Source organism: Salinicola endophyticus (assembly GCF_040536835.1).
GTDB classification, from domain to species: domain Bacteria; phylum Pseudomonadota; class Gammaproteobacteria; order Pseudomonadales; family Halomonadaceae; genus Salinicola; species Salinicola endophyticus_A.
In genome coordinates, this window is sequence record NZ_CP159578.1 from 383,185 (window position 1) to 397,156 (window position 13,972).

Consider the following 13,972-nt stretch of genomic DNA (forward strand, 5'->3'; position numbering starts at 1 on the left):
CCGGGTGAGATTCTCGTCTCGGCGTGCGTGAAGCCGCTCGACAGGCCCGGGGGGCCCCGGATTGCCGCGCGGCGGGCTGGCGCAGCGGTACCGCGCAACGCAGTCAGGCGCTGGGGACGCCGAGTCCGTGCAGGCCTTTAGGCAGTGGTTCCACAGATCAAGGAGAGAACAGCGTGGAAGCTATCGAGGTGGGCGCCATCGAGCCACAAGTCATCGCATCACCCGCTATCCAGTCACCAGCCATCGAGGTGGCAGCGTGAAGTGCCTGATCGCCCATCCCCGCCACTGTCTCGGCGTGGCGCTGACGCGTCTCGCCGACAGCCGCAGCGACATCACCTTTGCTCCGCTCGAGCGGTTGCCGGATGCGGCTACCCTTGCCTCGCTGGCGCCGGCTGCGGTGATCGTACCGCCGCTGTCGGACCCGGGGCAGGCCGAACCGGCCGATGTCTACGCCCACTGCGATCATCTCGAGGCGCTGATCGACCTGTGCCGGCAGCAGCAGATCGCGTTGATCTGGTGCGTCTCGGATACCCTGTTCGAGGATGGCGCCGACATCCCGATCGACGAGACCGCGATGCCAGCGCCACGCGACGAGACCCTACGCCGGCTGGTCACCACCGGTGAGCGGCTGCGTCGTCATCCGCGCCACCTGGTATTGCGCCTGGGGCCGCTGTTCGGGCTCGACGGCGAGGATAGCTGGCTCGGCCCGCTGATCGCGGCACTCCAAGGCGGCGAGACGACCCGCTCGGCCCAGGACCTGATCGTCTGTCCGACCTCGGTCAGCGCGGTGGCGCGGGCGCTGTGCGGTATCCTGCTGCAGCTCGACAGCGGCGCCAGCGCCTGGGGCACCTACCACCTCTGCGGGGTCGAGCCGATCAGCCGCTACACCTTCGTCTCGGTGGTCAGGACCCAGCTGGCGACGCGCCTGGAAGGGGTCGGCCAGACCGCCGAGCTGGGCGAAATCAAGGCGCTCAATCAGCACCACGATACGCCGCTGCGGCGGGTACTCGACTGCCGCCGGTTGCTCGATGTCTTCGGCATCCACCAGAAGGCGTGGCGGGTGGAACTCGGGCTGATGCTGGATAGCTGGTGTCAGCAGCACTACGGAAGCCAGGAAACGGTGGCCGAGACATGAACGTGATTCGCAGTCTGCTCTTCTACGCCGGCTATTTTCTGGCGATTCTGGTCTCGGGGCTGTTGATGTTGCCGCTGGGACTGATGCTGCCACTGCGTGGCCGCTTCCGCCTGTTCAACTGCCACAATCGCTTCATCATGCGCTGGTTGTCGCTGACCTGCGGCGTGCGTTATCGCATCGAAGGGCGCGAACGTGTGCCTGAGGGGCCCTGCGTGGTGCTGGCCAACCATCAGAGCGAGTGGGAGACAGTCTATCTGCAGCTGCTGAAGACGCCGATCTGCACGGTGCTCAAGAAGGAGCTGCTGAGCATCCCGCTGTTCGGCTGGGGGGTGCGCCTGCTCAAGCCGATTCCGCTGGATCGCTCCAAACCGTCCACCGCCATGCGTCAGGTGCTCTCCCACGGCAAGCAGCGGCTGGATGAGGGGCTCTCGGTGTTGATCTTCCCCGAGGGGACGCGGGTGGCGCCGGGGCAGCGGCGGCGCTTCAACAAGAGCGGTGCGGTGATCGCCTGCCGCGCCGGGGTGCCGGTGCTGCCGGTGGCACACAATGCCGGCGAGCGCTGGGGGCGTCACTGGGTCAAGCAGCCCGGCGAGCTGCGGGTGGTGGTGGGCGAGCCGATCGCTACCGAAGGGCGCACACCGGACGCCGTGCTGGCGGATGTGGAGCAGTGGATCGAGGCGCGGCTGGGAGAGATCTCCGAGGTGCCGCGGCCACCGCAGGGTGTGCAGGAGGCGCCCACCAAGCTGCCCTCCTGAGCGCGTCTCCCACGCCAGCCAGCCTGACGGCAGGTGGGGCAGGGCAGAGCCGCGGCTACGGTAGAGGTTGGCTATGAGAGAAGTCGGCTAGGAAAGAGACCGGCCACGAAAAAGGCGCCCCGCGGGGCGCCTTTTTGCGATCGAGCTTACCTGGGTTCGGCCGTCCTGGGTTCAGCCGTCGTAGCGGTCGAACACCAGACAAGCGTTGGTGCCGCCGAAGCCGAAGCTGTTGGAGAGCACGCGCTTGATGTCGACGTCGTCGCGGCGCTGGCGCACGATGTCGAAACCGCTGGCCTGTTCATCGAGGTTGTCGATGTTGGCCGAGGCGCACAGGAAGCGGTTTTCCATCATCAGCAGCGAGTAGATCGCTTCCTGGACCCCGGTGGCACCCAGCGAGTGGCCGGTGAGCGACTTGGTCGAACTCATCGCCGGCGTGGTGTCGCCGAACACGTCACGGATCGCCTTGAGCTCGGCGACATCGCCCACCGGCGTCGAGGTACCGTGGGTGTTGATGTAGTCGACGCTACCGTCGAGGCCGGCGAGCGCCTGGCGCATGCAGCGCGCCGCGCCTTCACCCGAGGGGGCGACCATGTCGTGGCCGTCGGAGGTGGCACCGTAGCCGGTGATCTCGGCATAGATCTTGGCGCCGCGTGCCTTGGCGTGCTCCAGCTCCTCGACCACCAGCATGCCGCCACCGCCGGCGATGATGAAACCGTCGCGATCGGTGTCGTAGGGGCGCGAGGCTTTTTCCGGCGTGTCGTTGTAGCCGGTGCTCAGCGCACCCATGGCGTCGAACAGGCACGACAGCGTCCAGTGTTCCTCCTCGCCGCCACCGGCGAAGACCACGTCCTGCTTGCCCAGCTGGATCTGCTCCACCGCGCTGCCGATGCAGTGTGCCGAGGTGGCGCAGGCCGAGGAGATCGAGTAGTTGATCCCCTTGATCTGGAACGGCGTCGCCAGGCACGCCGAGACGGTGCTGCCCATGGTCCGGGTGACACGATAGGGGCCGACACGGCGCAGGCCCTTCTGGCGCATGATGTCCGCCGCCTCGACCTGGTTGGCGCTGGAGGCGCCACCGGAGCCGGCGATCAGGCCGGTGCGCGGATTCGAGATGGCATCGGCGGCCAGGCCCGAGTCGTCGATCGCCTGCTGCATGGCGATATAGGCATAGGCCGCGGCGTCGCCCATGAAGCGCAGCTGTTTACGGTCGACGAGCGCGTCGATATCGATCTCGACGCTCCCCGCCACCTGACTGCGGAAACCGAGCTCGGCGTATTCCGGCTTGTAGCGAATGCCGGAGCGTCCCTGGCGCAGGGCATCCAGTACCTGCCGGGCGTCATTGCCCAGACAGGACACGATACCCAGTCCGGTGACTACCACTCGTTTCATGGAAGCCTCCCGCTCAGAAAGTCTCAGTGTTGGTGAAAAGGCCGACGCGCAGATCCTTGGCCTGATAGATGTCCTTGCCGTCCACCGCCAGGGTGCCGTCGGCGATCCCCAGGACCAGGCGACGCGTGATCACGCGCTTGATCTCGATGTGGTAGGAGACCTGGCCGGCGTCGGGCAGGATCTGGCCCGAGAACTTGACCTCGCCGCAACCCAGTGCCCGACCGCGCCCCGGGTTGCCCAGCCAGCCGAGGTGAAAGCCGACCAGCTGCCACATGGCGTCGAGGCCGAGGCAGCCAGGCATCACCGGGTCACCGGGGAAATGGCACTGGAAGAACCACAGGTCGGGGTGGATATCCAACTCGGCGATGATCTCGCCCTTGTGGTACTTGCCGCCATCCTCGTTGATCTGCGTGATGCGATCGAGCATCAGCATGTTGGGCGCGGGGAGCTGGGCGTTGCCGGGGCCGAACAGTTCGCCCCGGCTGCATTTCAGCAGATCGTCGTGGCTGAAAGAGTGCTGTCTGGTCACTAGATCGTTCCGAGAATCGAAAAAGAGTGTGCCTGCATGGGTTGCGAGGCGGGGCCAGTCTAATGGCTGTGGGCAGCGAATGCACGTGGCCCAAAGGCTAGTCTTGTGCGCTTTTGCGTGCAATCGCCGCCCGCTTGGCGCCGTGCCCGGAGAGTGGCGCCGGCCGCGCTTGCCCTGGCGCGCGCCGAGGGGGCATGATGCGAGGCGGGAGCGAGTGGGTGAGTATCGACCTGAGTCGATTCGTATAACGACCATAACCGAAGATCTATGTGGCCTTCTTTTTCGCTGAATCGACCGCTGGTCTGGCTGGGACTCGCGGCGCTGGCCGCCGCCAGTCTGTTGCCCTTTCTGATGCTTCGCCTCGCGGCGCTGGCGCTGGTCGTGGTCGGTCTGGCCGATGGCTGGCGCCAGATCCGTCTCGAGCATCAGCGCCGCCGGCTCAGCGAGCAGGCGCTCGAACTCTCCCAGGACGGCATCATGATCACCAATGCCGCCAATCGTCTGATCACCATCAACCCCGCCTTCACCCAGATCACCGGCTATACCCTCGACGAGATCGAGGGACTCGACCCCTCCGCGCTCTCCTCCGGGCGCCATGACAAGGCCTTCTATGACCGCTACTGGCAGGCGCTCGCGGCCACCGGGCGCTGGGAGGGCGAGATCTGGAACCAGCGCAAGCATGGCGACCAGTACCCCGAGTGGCTGCGCGTGCGTGCCTGCCACGACAGCAAGGGGCGGGTGTCGCACTACGTCGGTCTGTTCACCGATATCAGCCGCCACAAGGCACGCGAACAGGATCTGCGCCGGATCGGCTTCGAGGACCCGCTGACCGGGCTGCCCAACCGGCGGCGGCTGCACGATCTACTCGCCTCCCGGCTGCGCCACCTGCGCGCCGGCGAGGGGCTGGACCTGGCGCTGATCGATATCGATGGCTTCAAGGCGATCAATGACGGCCTGGGTGTGGACAGCGGCGACCGCCTGCTGGCGCGTTTCGGCCAGCGGCTGGCGGCACAGGTCGCCGGAGGCATCGTGGGGCGGCTCGGCGGCGACGAGTTCATGGTGATCCGGACCACCACCTTCGACGATCACGAGAAGTGGGTGGCGGGGCTGCGCCGCCACCTGAGCGAGCCGTTCGAGATCGACGACAATACCCTGCGCCTGGGGCTGACCATCGGCAGCTGCCGCGCGCCGGAGGATGGCAAGGAGGCGGGGGTGCTGTTCCAGCGGCTGGAATCGGCGCTCTACAGCGCCAAGCGCCACGGTCGCAACCACGACCGCCGCTTTCGCCCCTCGCTGGAGGTCGAGGGCGACCGCCAGCTGGCGATCATCAACGAGCTGCGCCAGGCGCTGGCACAGAACGATCAGCTCGAGGTCTACTACCAGACCCAGCACCGTCTCGACGATGGCGAGCTGATCGGCATGGAGGCGCTGCTGCGCTGGCACCATCCCAAGGAGGGCATGATCCCGCCCGGCGACTTCATTCCGCTGGCGGAGCGCCACGGGCTGATGCCGGCCCTCGGCGCCTGGGTCATCGATCAGGCGGTGGCGCAGCTCGCCAACTGGCGCGACCAGGGGCTGACGGTGGTGCCGGTGTGGGTCAATATCTCCGCGCTGCAGCTGATCCAGGGCGATCTCGAGTCGCGCCTGATCTCGACCTTGAGCCAGTATCGGGTGGCGCCGAGTTATCTCGGCCTCGAACTCACCGAGTCGGTACTGCTCGACGAGCGCGCCGGCGATATCTCGCCCCGGCTCGAAGCGCTGCGGCGCGAAGGGCTGCAGATCGCGATCGACGATTTCGGCACCGGCTACTCCTCGATGGCCTATCTCAAGCGGCTGCCGATCGACAAGCTCAAGCTCGACCGCGAGTTCATCCGCGCGCTGCCCCATGACCACGCCGATGCCGCGATCACCTCGGCGGTGCTGGCGATGGCCCAGGGGCTCAACCTCGACGTGATCGCCGAGGGGGTGGAAACCGAAGCCCAGCGCAGTTTCCTGATGGCGCGTGGCTGCCGTCACGTCCAGGGCTTCCTCTATGCCCGCCCGCAGCCCGCCAGCGCCGTGGCTCAGCGCTTGAAGCCGGCCAGCGCGACCTACGCCTGAGCCGCGTCGGCCCCGCCCAGCCGCCAGCTGACCCCGACGCACAGCCCCGCCCACACCAGCGCTTCCACGACCAGCGCCCAGGTGGCGATCTCTGCCCCGGCCAGCGCTGCGCCCGAGAGGTAGCTCAGCGGCCCGCCCACGGCGCCACACAGCAGCGCCAGCCAACGATGCGGCCACAGCCACGCCAGACAGTGGTGCAGGGTGGTGGCGAACAGCGGCCACAGCGCCCACAGCCACAGTGGCCAGCCCGTGGTCAGGCGGATGCCGCCCAGGGCCACCAGGCTGCCGTCCACCACTACCCCGAGTAGCGCAAAGCCCAGCCACCAGCGCCACTCGCCGGGGCGCGCCAGCCAGCGCCAGTGGGCGCTCACAATCAGCCCCAGGGTGAGCAGTGCCGGCAGCGAGCCGCCCAGCACGCAGACGAACCAGCCGACCTGGAAGGCCAGGGCGTTGAGTACCAGGGCGAGCGGGCGGCGCTGGCTCATGGCCACGCTACCGGCAGGCGCCTCACGGCTGCCCGCTGAGGGGCGCCCGGCGTGCGCCGGGCTTGGCCAGCAGCAGGTGGCAGGTGCCGATGGCGCGCTCGACGAAGCCGCCCTCGCAGTAGCACAGATAGTAGCGCCACATGCGGATGAAGCGTTCGTCGTAGCCCAGCTCGCGCACCCGTTCGAGACTCGCCTCGAAGCGCAGGCGCCACTCACGCAGGGTGCGGGCGTAGTGTAGGCCGATCTCGTCCAGGTCGAGCAGGTTGAGCTGGGTGTGGCGGCTCAGCGCGCTGAGGATGGCGGTGTGCGAGGGCAGGAAGCCGCCCGGGAAGATGTAGCGCTTGATGAAGTCCATCTCGCGCTTGGCCGCCTCGAAGCGTTGATCGCGGATGGTGATGCACTGCAGCAGCGCGAGGCCATCGTCGGTGAGCAGACGGTCGACGCAGCCGAGATAGGTATCGAGATACTGGTGCCCCACCGCCTCGACCATCTCCACCGAGACCAGGCGGTCGTAGCGCCCGGTGAGCGCGCGGTAATCCTCGCGCAGCAGGGTGATCTGCCCCTCCAGCCCGGCCTCGCGCACGCGCTCGGCGGTGTAGGCGTACTGGGCCTCGGAGATGGTGGTGGTGGTCACCCGGCAGCCGCGGGTGCGCGCGGCGTGGATCGCCAGGCCGCCCCAGCCGGTGCCGATCTCGAGCAGGTGGTGGTGGGGTTCGACCGCGAGCTTGTCGAGAATGAGATCGAGCTTGTGGGTCGAGGCCTCCTCCAGGGTCGCGGTCGGATGCGGGAAGACGGCGCTGGAGTACATCCAGTGGTCGCGGTCGAGGAAGGTCGCGAACAGCGCGTTGCCGAGATCGTAATGGGCGGCGATATGCCGCCGTGCGCGCGTACTGGTATTGCGCTGCAGGGCGTAGAGCGCGGCCAGCGCCCAGCGGCTGAAGCGTGCGGTGCCATTCTCCATGCCGGCGTTGACGCGTTCGACGTTGCGTGCGAACAGGCGCACCAGCCCCACCAGGTCGTCGACCTCCCATTCGCCGTCCATGTAGGACTCGGCCACGCCGACGGTGCCACCGAGGGCGAAGCGCCGCCACACCGCGGCGCTGTGTACGCGCACGCAGAGCGTCAGCGTATTGGCTGCGGCGGGATCACCGCGCCCCAGGCGGTGGCGCTGGCCGCCTTCGTGCAGCGTGATCACGCCGCCATCGAGCGCGTCCAGCGCCTTCAGGATGCGCGGCCGCAGCCAGCGCGACAGACGCGGCGCGTCGCGGCGCCGGTCGACGGTCGAGGAGGGGGCGGTGGTCATGGCGAATTCTGCTCTCGTCCTGGGTGATCGTGGATGGGGGTACGCTTGAGCCACAGCCTGAGCGCCTGCCAGTGGATCGCGGCGATCGTCTTCAGCGTCATCAGTGGATGGCGCAGCAGCTCGCCGACCAGCGCGCGGCGGGTCGCCGGCGCCAGGCTCAGGGTCAGGGTGGCATCGAAATGCCGGGCCGCTTCGGCCCAGGTCTCCATATGCATCAGCAGGCGCTCGTCGGGGCGGTTGAAGCGCCAGCGATAGGTCATTGCCATCGGGTTGAACGGTGACACGTGCAGGCGCTTGTCGAACTGCGCCTGACACAGGTGGCGCGTGTCGTCGACCCGGCAGGCGTAGACCTGACGCTCGCCCCAGGGCGTGTTGGTGACCTCGCCGAGCACGGCACGCAGACGCTCGTGGCGATCGTAGACGTAATAGAGCGTCAGCGGATTGAACAGCACCCCGAACAGACGCAGCTGGGTCAGCATGCGAATCGGGCCGTCCGTGATCTCATCCAGCTCTTCGCCCAGCTCTTCGCCCAGTTCTTCGCGTAGCCGCTGGCGCACGGCCGCCGCCAGCGGCAGCGCGTGCGGTGCCAGGTAATCCTCGCGGCGAAAGCGTGCCGGAGCGTAGCGTCGGGTGCCGAAGCCGGGGGTGCGGGCCAGCAGCGCCGGCAGCTCGTCGAGATCGAGCCACAGCATCCACACCCGGTAGTCGAAACGGTGCTGAGTAGGGACGAAACGGCGGTGGCGCAGCTGCCCGGTGGCGAGCCGGCTGTGCCAGCGGCGCGGGACGGACGCCATCAGGCAACCTCGCTACCGGCAGGGCGGGCAGCGCTCGGCGCCGGTGCGGCACCGTCTATCGCTTGGGCCACGCGCCAGGCACTCCACACCCCGTCCTCGTGGAAGCCGTTGCGCCAGTAGGCGCCGCAGAAGTGGGTCCGGCGCGCCGGCTGGGAGATCTCGGCGAAGCGTGTCTGGGCGTGCTGTGCGGCCAGGGTGAACTGCGGGTGGGCGTAGTCGAAGCGCGCCAGGATCTGCGCCGGGTCGATCCGCGCCTCGTCGTTGAGCGTGACGCAGAAGGTGGTCTCGCTCTCCAGCCGCTGGAGGATATTCATGTTATAGGTCACCGGTACGCAGGCTTCGGCATCGCGGCCATCGAGGCGGTAGTTCCAGCTCGCCCAGGCGCGGCGCCGACGTGGCAGCAGACGGGTGTCGGTGTGTAGCACCACGCGGTTGCTGGCGTAGCCGATGGCACCGAGGATCTCGCGCTCGGCTGGGGAGGCCGTGTCGCCCAGCATCGCCAGTGCCTGATCGCTGTGGCAGGCGAGCACCACCTGATCGAAGCGCGCCTCGCCCCGGGAGCTGGTCAGCGTCACGCCGTCGGCATCGCGGCGCAGCGCGGTCACGGGGCTGTGCAGGTGGACCCGCTCGCGGTAGGGCGCGATCAGCGGTTCGATATAGCGCCGCGAGCCGCCGCTGACGGTGTACCACTGCGGGCGGTCGTTGACCGACAGCAGGCCGTGGTGATGAAAGAAGCGAATGAAGAAGCGCGCGGGAAAGGCGCGCATGCCGGCCTCGCTGGCGGACCAGATCGCCCCGCCCATGGGCAGCAGATAGCGGCGGCGGAAGTCCTCGCCGTAGCCGCCGCGCTTGAGGTACTCGTCCAGGCTCAGCGCGGGGGGCAGGCGGTCCTGTTCGAAGTCGCGGATGGCACGCCGATTGAAGCGCAGGATATCCGCCAGCATGCGATGAAAGCGCGGGCGCAGCAGGTTGCGCCGCTGGGCGAACAGGGTGGCCAGGGTGTGGCCGTTGTACTCGAAGTCGCGCCCGCTCTCGTGCACCGAAAAGCTCATCTCGGTGGGCTGGGCGGCCACGCCGAGCGATGCCAGCAGCGCCTGGAAGTGGGGGTAGGTGCGGTCGTTGAAGACGATGAACCCGGTGTCGATGGCATACGCCTTCCCGGCGTGCTCGACGTCGATGGTGGCGGTGTGGCCGCCCAGGCGCGCACCGGCCTCGTAGAGCGTTACCTGGTGGCGCCGCGACAGATAGTGGGCCGCAGCCATGCCGGCGATGCCGCCGCCGATCACGGCGATGCGCTGCCCTGCCTGGCCCGGTGACGCGAGAGGGATATCCAGCCCGCTCATGCCTCGCCTCCATCACGCCCGCGGCCGGCGATACGCAGACCGAAGCGGCGCCGCAGGGCCGGCGGTAGTACGCCCAGCGCCTTGACCAGATAGGTGAAGCGGCGCGGGAAGTGAATGTCCAGCCGTCGTTTGGCCAGCCCCTCGATGATGTATTCGGCGGCGCGCTCGGCGCTGATCTGCATCGGCATCGAGAAGTCGTTGCGCGCGGTCAGCGGCGTCTCGACGAAGCCCGGGTGGATCACGCTGACATCGATCCGTTCCGCGGCCAGATCGAGGCGCAGCGACTCCAGGAAGTGCGAGATCGCCGCCTTGGAGGCGCCATAGGCCTCGGCGCGCGGCAGCGGCAGATAGGCGGAAGCGCTGGAGACCGCGGCGAGCAGCGGTGCCTGGGTGCGCCCCTCGCCACGGCGCAGCAGCGGCAGCGCCGCGTCGATGGCGTAGAGGGTGCCCTGGAAGTTGGTGGCGAAGACGCGCTCGACCAGCTCGACATCGAACTCGCGCACATCGACATATTCGCAGGTGCCGGCGTTGAGCAGGGCGATGTCGAGCCCACCGAAGGCCTCCTCGATCGCCGCACCGGCGCGCCGGGTCGCGGCGCGATCGGTGAGATCGGCGGGCACCACCAGGGCGTTGGGGTGACCCGAGGCCAGCGCCTGGAGCGCCTCTTCACGGCGCGCGGTGAGCGCCACCCGGTGGCCGTCGGCGAGCAGACGCTTGGCCAGCGCCTCGCCGATACCGGAGGTGGCGCCGGTCAACCAGATGCGTCGGGTTCCGGGTAAGCTGGCCATGGTCTCTCCCTGCTCTCTTCAATCATCGATGTGGCACCGGTGCGACGTTCTCGCCTCGTACCCGCGAGTCTAGAGGCGCTGCTTGATCCGGCGCACGACCCAGCCGATCAGCGGCAGCTGCTCGTAGAGCATCTCGCCGACGTCATAGTAGTCGCGGTGGCGGCACACTCGCTGGTCGCGCCAGGTGAGGTGCGAACAGCCGGCCACGCTCAAGGTACGTCCGCCACGCACGCTTGGATGCGAATAGTGCATCGTCCACTCGAGAAAGCAGCGCTGGTCCAGGACGTGCTGCTGGTGAAAGTCGAAGTGGCAGTGGCTGACCTCGGTCATCAGCTCGCGGTAGTAGGCCATGATCGCGCGCCGGCCGACGTGGTGATGCAGCGGATCGGTGAAGTCCACGTCGTCGCTGTAGCACTCGGCGAGTGCCGTCAGCCCCTCCTGAGTCAGCGGCTGGAACAGGCTACGAAAGTGAGCGATCGCTTCGGCGCTGGCGCCGGCGGATGATGAACTCATGACACGCTCCCGGTCGGTGGTAAGGCCGCCCGCCGGCGCGTCAGGCCCTGCCTGGGGCGCTGCCGGCGGGCGCTCAGTCGAGCTCCTTGAACGCGTCCAGAGCGCGCTGGCGGGCACGCTTGTGATCGACGATGGCTGGGGGGTAGCCGGTGTCCTGGCGTTCCTGGGTGCTGGGCTGATGACGTGACTTGACCGGCAGGTCGGCCAGTTCCGGGACCCAGCGAGCGATGAACTCGGCCTCCGGGTCGAAGCGCTCTGACTGGGTAATCGGGTTGAAGATCCGGAAATAGGGCGCAGCGTCGGTGCCGGTGGAGGCCGCCCACTGCCAGCCGCCATTATTGGAGGCGAAGTCGCCATCGACCAGGTGTGCCATGAAGAACGCCTCGCCGCGGCGCCAGTCGAGCAGCAGATGCTTGCTCAGGAACATGGCCGTGAGCATGCGCAGACGGTTGTGCATCCAGCCGGTGGCCAGGAGCTGACGCATCGCGGCATCGACCAGCGGAAAACCGGTCTTGCCCTCGCACCAGGCCTCGAAGTCGGCGTCGCTGTGACGCCACTTGAGTTTGGCGGTATGGGGCTGGAACGGCTGATGCTGGCAGATATAAGGGAAGCCCACTGCGACATGCTGGTAGAACTCGCGCCAGATCAGTTCGCTTGTCCAGCTCTTGAGGCCGGCGTCGCCGTCGGCCAGATGGCCGCCGTTGTTGGCCATCACCGCCTGCAGGCACTGGCGATGCGAGATCATGCCGGTGGCGAGGTAGGCCGAGAGCTCGCTGGTACCCTCGAGGGCGGGAAAGTCGCGGTCGGTGGCGTAGCGGCGGGCACGCACGTCGAGAAATCGCTCCAGCTTGTCGGCCGCGGCGTCCTGCCCGGCAACCCAGGTATGCGCGTCGACCACCGCGGAGCGGTCCGCGTCGGGGAGTGCCGGAATGGCGTTGCGGGTCAGCGAGAGCGCGCTCTGGCGCCTCGGCGTCTCGCGCAGGGCCAACTGCTCGGCGCTGACCCGCTGATGCCAGGCCTTGGCGAAAGGCGTGAATACCTTGTAGTAGTCGCCCTGGCCGGTCAGCAGCTCGCCCGGCTCGAAGGCGATATGGTCGGTGTAGTCGTGGACCACGATACCGGCCTGATGTAAGCGCTCGCTCACTGCGGCGTCGCGCTGACGCTCGTCGAGAGGGTATTCGCGATTGAAGTGCAGGGTGGAAACATCGTGTTCGCGCACGATCGCTTCGAGCACCTCGGGCGCCCGGGAGAAGTCGCCGATATCACGGTATAGCAGCGGGATATTGAGTGCATCCAGGGCGTCGCTGAGGGCGCGCACACCACGATGGATGAATTCGATCTTGTTGGCACCGTGCTGGTGGCGGCGCCACTGCTCGCGGCTGGCGAGAAACACGCCGATCACCGGACCGCGCTGGGCGGCGGCGCTCAGCGCGGTGTTGTCCAGGGTGCGCAGATCGTTACGGAACCACACCAGCTGCAGATCGGACATGGGCACTTCCTTGTGGCCATCTCGGGGGAGCGGTCGCTGGGGAGACCGCGCTCAGTCTTCGTTGTCGACGATCGAGCGCAGCCGGCTGAGCGCCTGGGTGGTGTCCTCGCCCAGCACCGCGACCTCGGTGTTCTCGAAGTCGCTGACACGAATGCGCGCCACCGGCCCCACCAGACACACCGGCACGTCGCTCTGCTCTGCGAGTCGCGGCAGCTGGCGGCGCACCAGATCGCTACGCTCGGCCTGACCGCTGGCGAGCAGCACCGCCTTGATGCCGAGGCGGTCGACCGCCATCGGCAGCTCGCTCAAGGCGACTTCGCCGTCGATCAGTTGAATGCGGTAACCCGCCGCCGAGGCCGCCAAGGCCATCAGCATCGCCCAGAAGCCGCTGGTGTCGTCGGGCAGACGCGCGATCAGCAGCTCGCCGCCGCTGTTGGTCTGGTTGGCATGGTAAATACGGGTGCCGATGCGCGTACGCAGGAAGGTCTCGAGCAGGCGCCGCTGCAGGGTGGCTCCGAACTGGTCTCCCCAGCGCTCCTCCAGCTGCTGGATGGTGGGCTGCCACAGCTCGGCGATACACAACCCCACCGGATAGAGCGCCAGGCTCTGATTGAACAGCGTCTCCAGCCGCCCCATGTCGAGGGCATCGACCGCATGGATCACGTGCTGGCGCTGGCTCGACCAGTCCCCCATCTGCGGAGCCGGGGTTTCGACTGTCTCGGGCTGGTCGAGCAGCTCGCGCACCTGACTCACGGGGACGCCGCGATTGAGCCACTGCAGAATGCGTTCGACGCGCTCGATGTCGTCGCGGGCATAGAGACGGTGGCCCTTGGGCGTGCGCTGTGGCCGAATCAGGCCATAGCGACGCTCCCAGGCGCGCAACGTCACAGAGTTGACGCCGGTGAGACGCGACACTTCGCGAATGGGGTAGAGCGGCGCGGCGTTGGATTCCATAGCCTTGTAACTCATGCAAGTCCTCCTACGAGGTCTCTGCGTGCGCCATCTCGTCGAATCGAACGCTTATCGATACTGCAGGTCGTCACCACGGAGCTTCGGGTCCACTTACGCTAATTGATTGCTGAAACACTGTTTACCAATTCTGCCTTGCTGCTCCGGCGACGTCACCTGGGTTCGCCGATGAATCGGTCATGGCCTCTATGATGCGGGGGCGCGATCTCTCGGATTCATCGGCTCCGGCGAGACGACATTGATGTCCATGGATCAAGCATGGGTGAATACATTGTACGCTTCAAGTTCTTTGTACAATTTTAATGTAATACGAAAGCGCTTCATACCCGCCGGAGAGCGCGGATTTCCGGCCTTGCGCCGAGACTGCACCGGCTTGCCAA

At 67.4% G+C, this 13,972-nt stretch carries 13 protein-coding genes; 3 read left to right on the forward strand and 10 right to left on the reverse strand.

The window, feature by feature from the left end; translation table 11 throughout:
* The first annotated feature begins 256 nt into the window (after positions 1 to 256).
* Both ABV408_RS01815 and ABV408_RS01820 read left to right on the forward strand, forming a co-directional pair.
* Positions 257 to 1,135: a sugar nucleotide-binding protein gene (locus tag ABV408_RS01815; protein ID WP_353980801.1), complete on the forward strand. Its 879-nt coding sequence runs from the start codon at positions 257 to 259 to the stop codon at positions 1,133 to 1,135.
* Complete coding sequence (locus tag ABV408_RS01820) at positions 1,132 to 1,890, forward strand: 1-acyl-sn-glycerol-3-phosphate acyltransferase (RefSeq protein ID WP_207037167.1); 759 nt, start codon at positions 1,132 to 1,134, stop codon at positions 1,888 to 1,890. The genes ABV408_RS01815 and ABV408_RS01820 overlap by 4 nt, the downstream gene beginning before the upstream one ends.
* Before the next feature lie 171 nt (positions 1,891 to 2,061).
* Here the strand turns inward: ABV408_RS01820 and fabB are convergent, their stop codons facing one another.
* Both fabB and fabA read right to left on the reverse strand, forming a co-directional pair.
* The gene (fabB, locus tag ABV408_RS01825) at positions 2,062 to 3,279 is read right to left on the reverse strand and encodes a beta-ketoacyl-ACP synthase I (RefSeq protein WP_035470410.1); all 1,218 of its coding nucleotides are present in this window, start codon (positions 3,277 to 3,279) and stop codon (positions 2,062 to 2,064) included.
* A 13-nt stretch (positions 3,280 to 3,292) separates the two neighbouring features.
* Positions 3,293 to 3,808: a 3-hydroxyacyl-[acyl-carrier-protein] dehydratase FabA gene (gene fabA, locus ABV408_RS01830; protein ID WP_106418797.1), complete on the reverse strand. Its 516-nt coding sequence runs from the start codon at positions 3,806 to 3,808 to the stop codon at positions 3,293 to 3,295.
* 267 nt (positions 3,809 to 4,075) lie between these two features.
* Here fabA and ABV408_RS01835 point away from each other — a divergent pair, with 267 nt between their 5' ends.
* Positions 4,076 to 5,908 (forward strand): EAL domain-containing protein, encoded by a 1,833-nt coding sequence (locus tag ABV408_RS01835; RefSeq protein ID WP_353980802.1) that lies wholly within the window; start codon positions 4,076 to 4,078, stop codon positions 5,906 to 5,908.
* Here ABV408_RS01835 and ABV408_RS01840 read toward each other — a convergent pair.
* From ABV408_RS01840 to ABV408_RS01875, 8 genes are all read right to left on the reverse strand, one after another.
* Positions 5,899 to 6,393 (reverse strand): DUF2878 domain-containing protein, encoded by a 495-nt coding sequence (locus tag ABV408_RS01840; RefSeq protein ID WP_353980803.1) that lies wholly within the window; start codon positions 6,391 to 6,393, stop codon positions 5,899 to 5,901. The two genes, ABV408_RS01835 and ABV408_RS01840, sit on opposite strands and share 10 nt — an antisense overlap.
* A 22-nt stretch (positions 6,394 to 6,415) precedes the next feature.
* Positions 6,416 to 7,696 carry a cyclopropane-fatty-acyl-phospholipid synthase family protein gene (locus tag ABV408_RS01845; RefSeq protein WP_353980804.1) on the reverse strand — a complete coding sequence of 427 codons (1,281 nt, stop codon included), beginning with the start codon at positions 7,694 to 7,696 and terminating at the stop codon, positions 6,416 to 6,418.
* A complete protein-coding gene (locus ABV408_RS01850) occupies positions 7,693 to 8,490 on the reverse strand; it encodes a DUF1365 domain-containing protein (RefSeq protein ID WP_353980805.1) in 798 nt (265 codons plus the stop codon). The genes ABV408_RS01845 and ABV408_RS01850 overlap by 4 nt, the downstream gene beginning before the upstream one ends.
* Entirely contained in the window at positions 8,490 to 9,833 is a 1,344-nt protein-coding gene (locus tag ABV408_RS01855; RefSeq protein WP_353980806.1) for an FAD-dependent oxidoreductase, read from the reverse strand. The genes ABV408_RS01850 and ABV408_RS01855 overlap by 1 nt, the downstream gene beginning before the upstream one ends.
* On the reverse strand, positions 9,830 to 10,621 hold the full coding sequence (locus ABV408_RS01860; RefSeq protein ID WP_353980807.1) for an SDR family NAD(P)-dependent oxidoreductase: 792 nt from the start codon (positions 10,619 to 10,621) through the stop codon (positions 9,830 to 9,832). Before ABV408_RS01860 ends, ABV408_RS01855 begins: the two co-directional genes overlap by 4 nt.
* Before the next feature lie 69 nt (positions 10,622 to 10,690).
* Positions 10,691 to 11,134, reverse strand: coding sequence for a nuclear transport factor 2 family protein (locus tag ABV408_RS01865; protein WP_353980808.1), 444 nt, complete (start codon positions 11,132 to 11,134; stop codon positions 10,691 to 10,693).
* A 73-nt stretch (positions 11,135 to 11,207) separates the two neighbouring features.
* On the reverse strand, positions 11,208 to 12,623 hold the full coding sequence (gene phrB, locus ABV408_RS01870; protein WP_353980809.1) for a deoxyribodipyrimidine photo-lyase: 1,416 nt from the start codon (positions 12,621 to 12,623) through the stop codon (positions 11,208 to 11,210).
* 51 nt (positions 12,624 to 12,674) lie between these two features.
* Entirely contained in the window at positions 12,675 to 13,592 is a 918-nt protein-coding gene (locus tag ABV408_RS01875; RefSeq protein ID WP_353980810.1) for a MerR family transcriptional regulator, read from the reverse strand.
* Positions 13,593 to 13,972 lie beyond the last annotated feature (380 nt).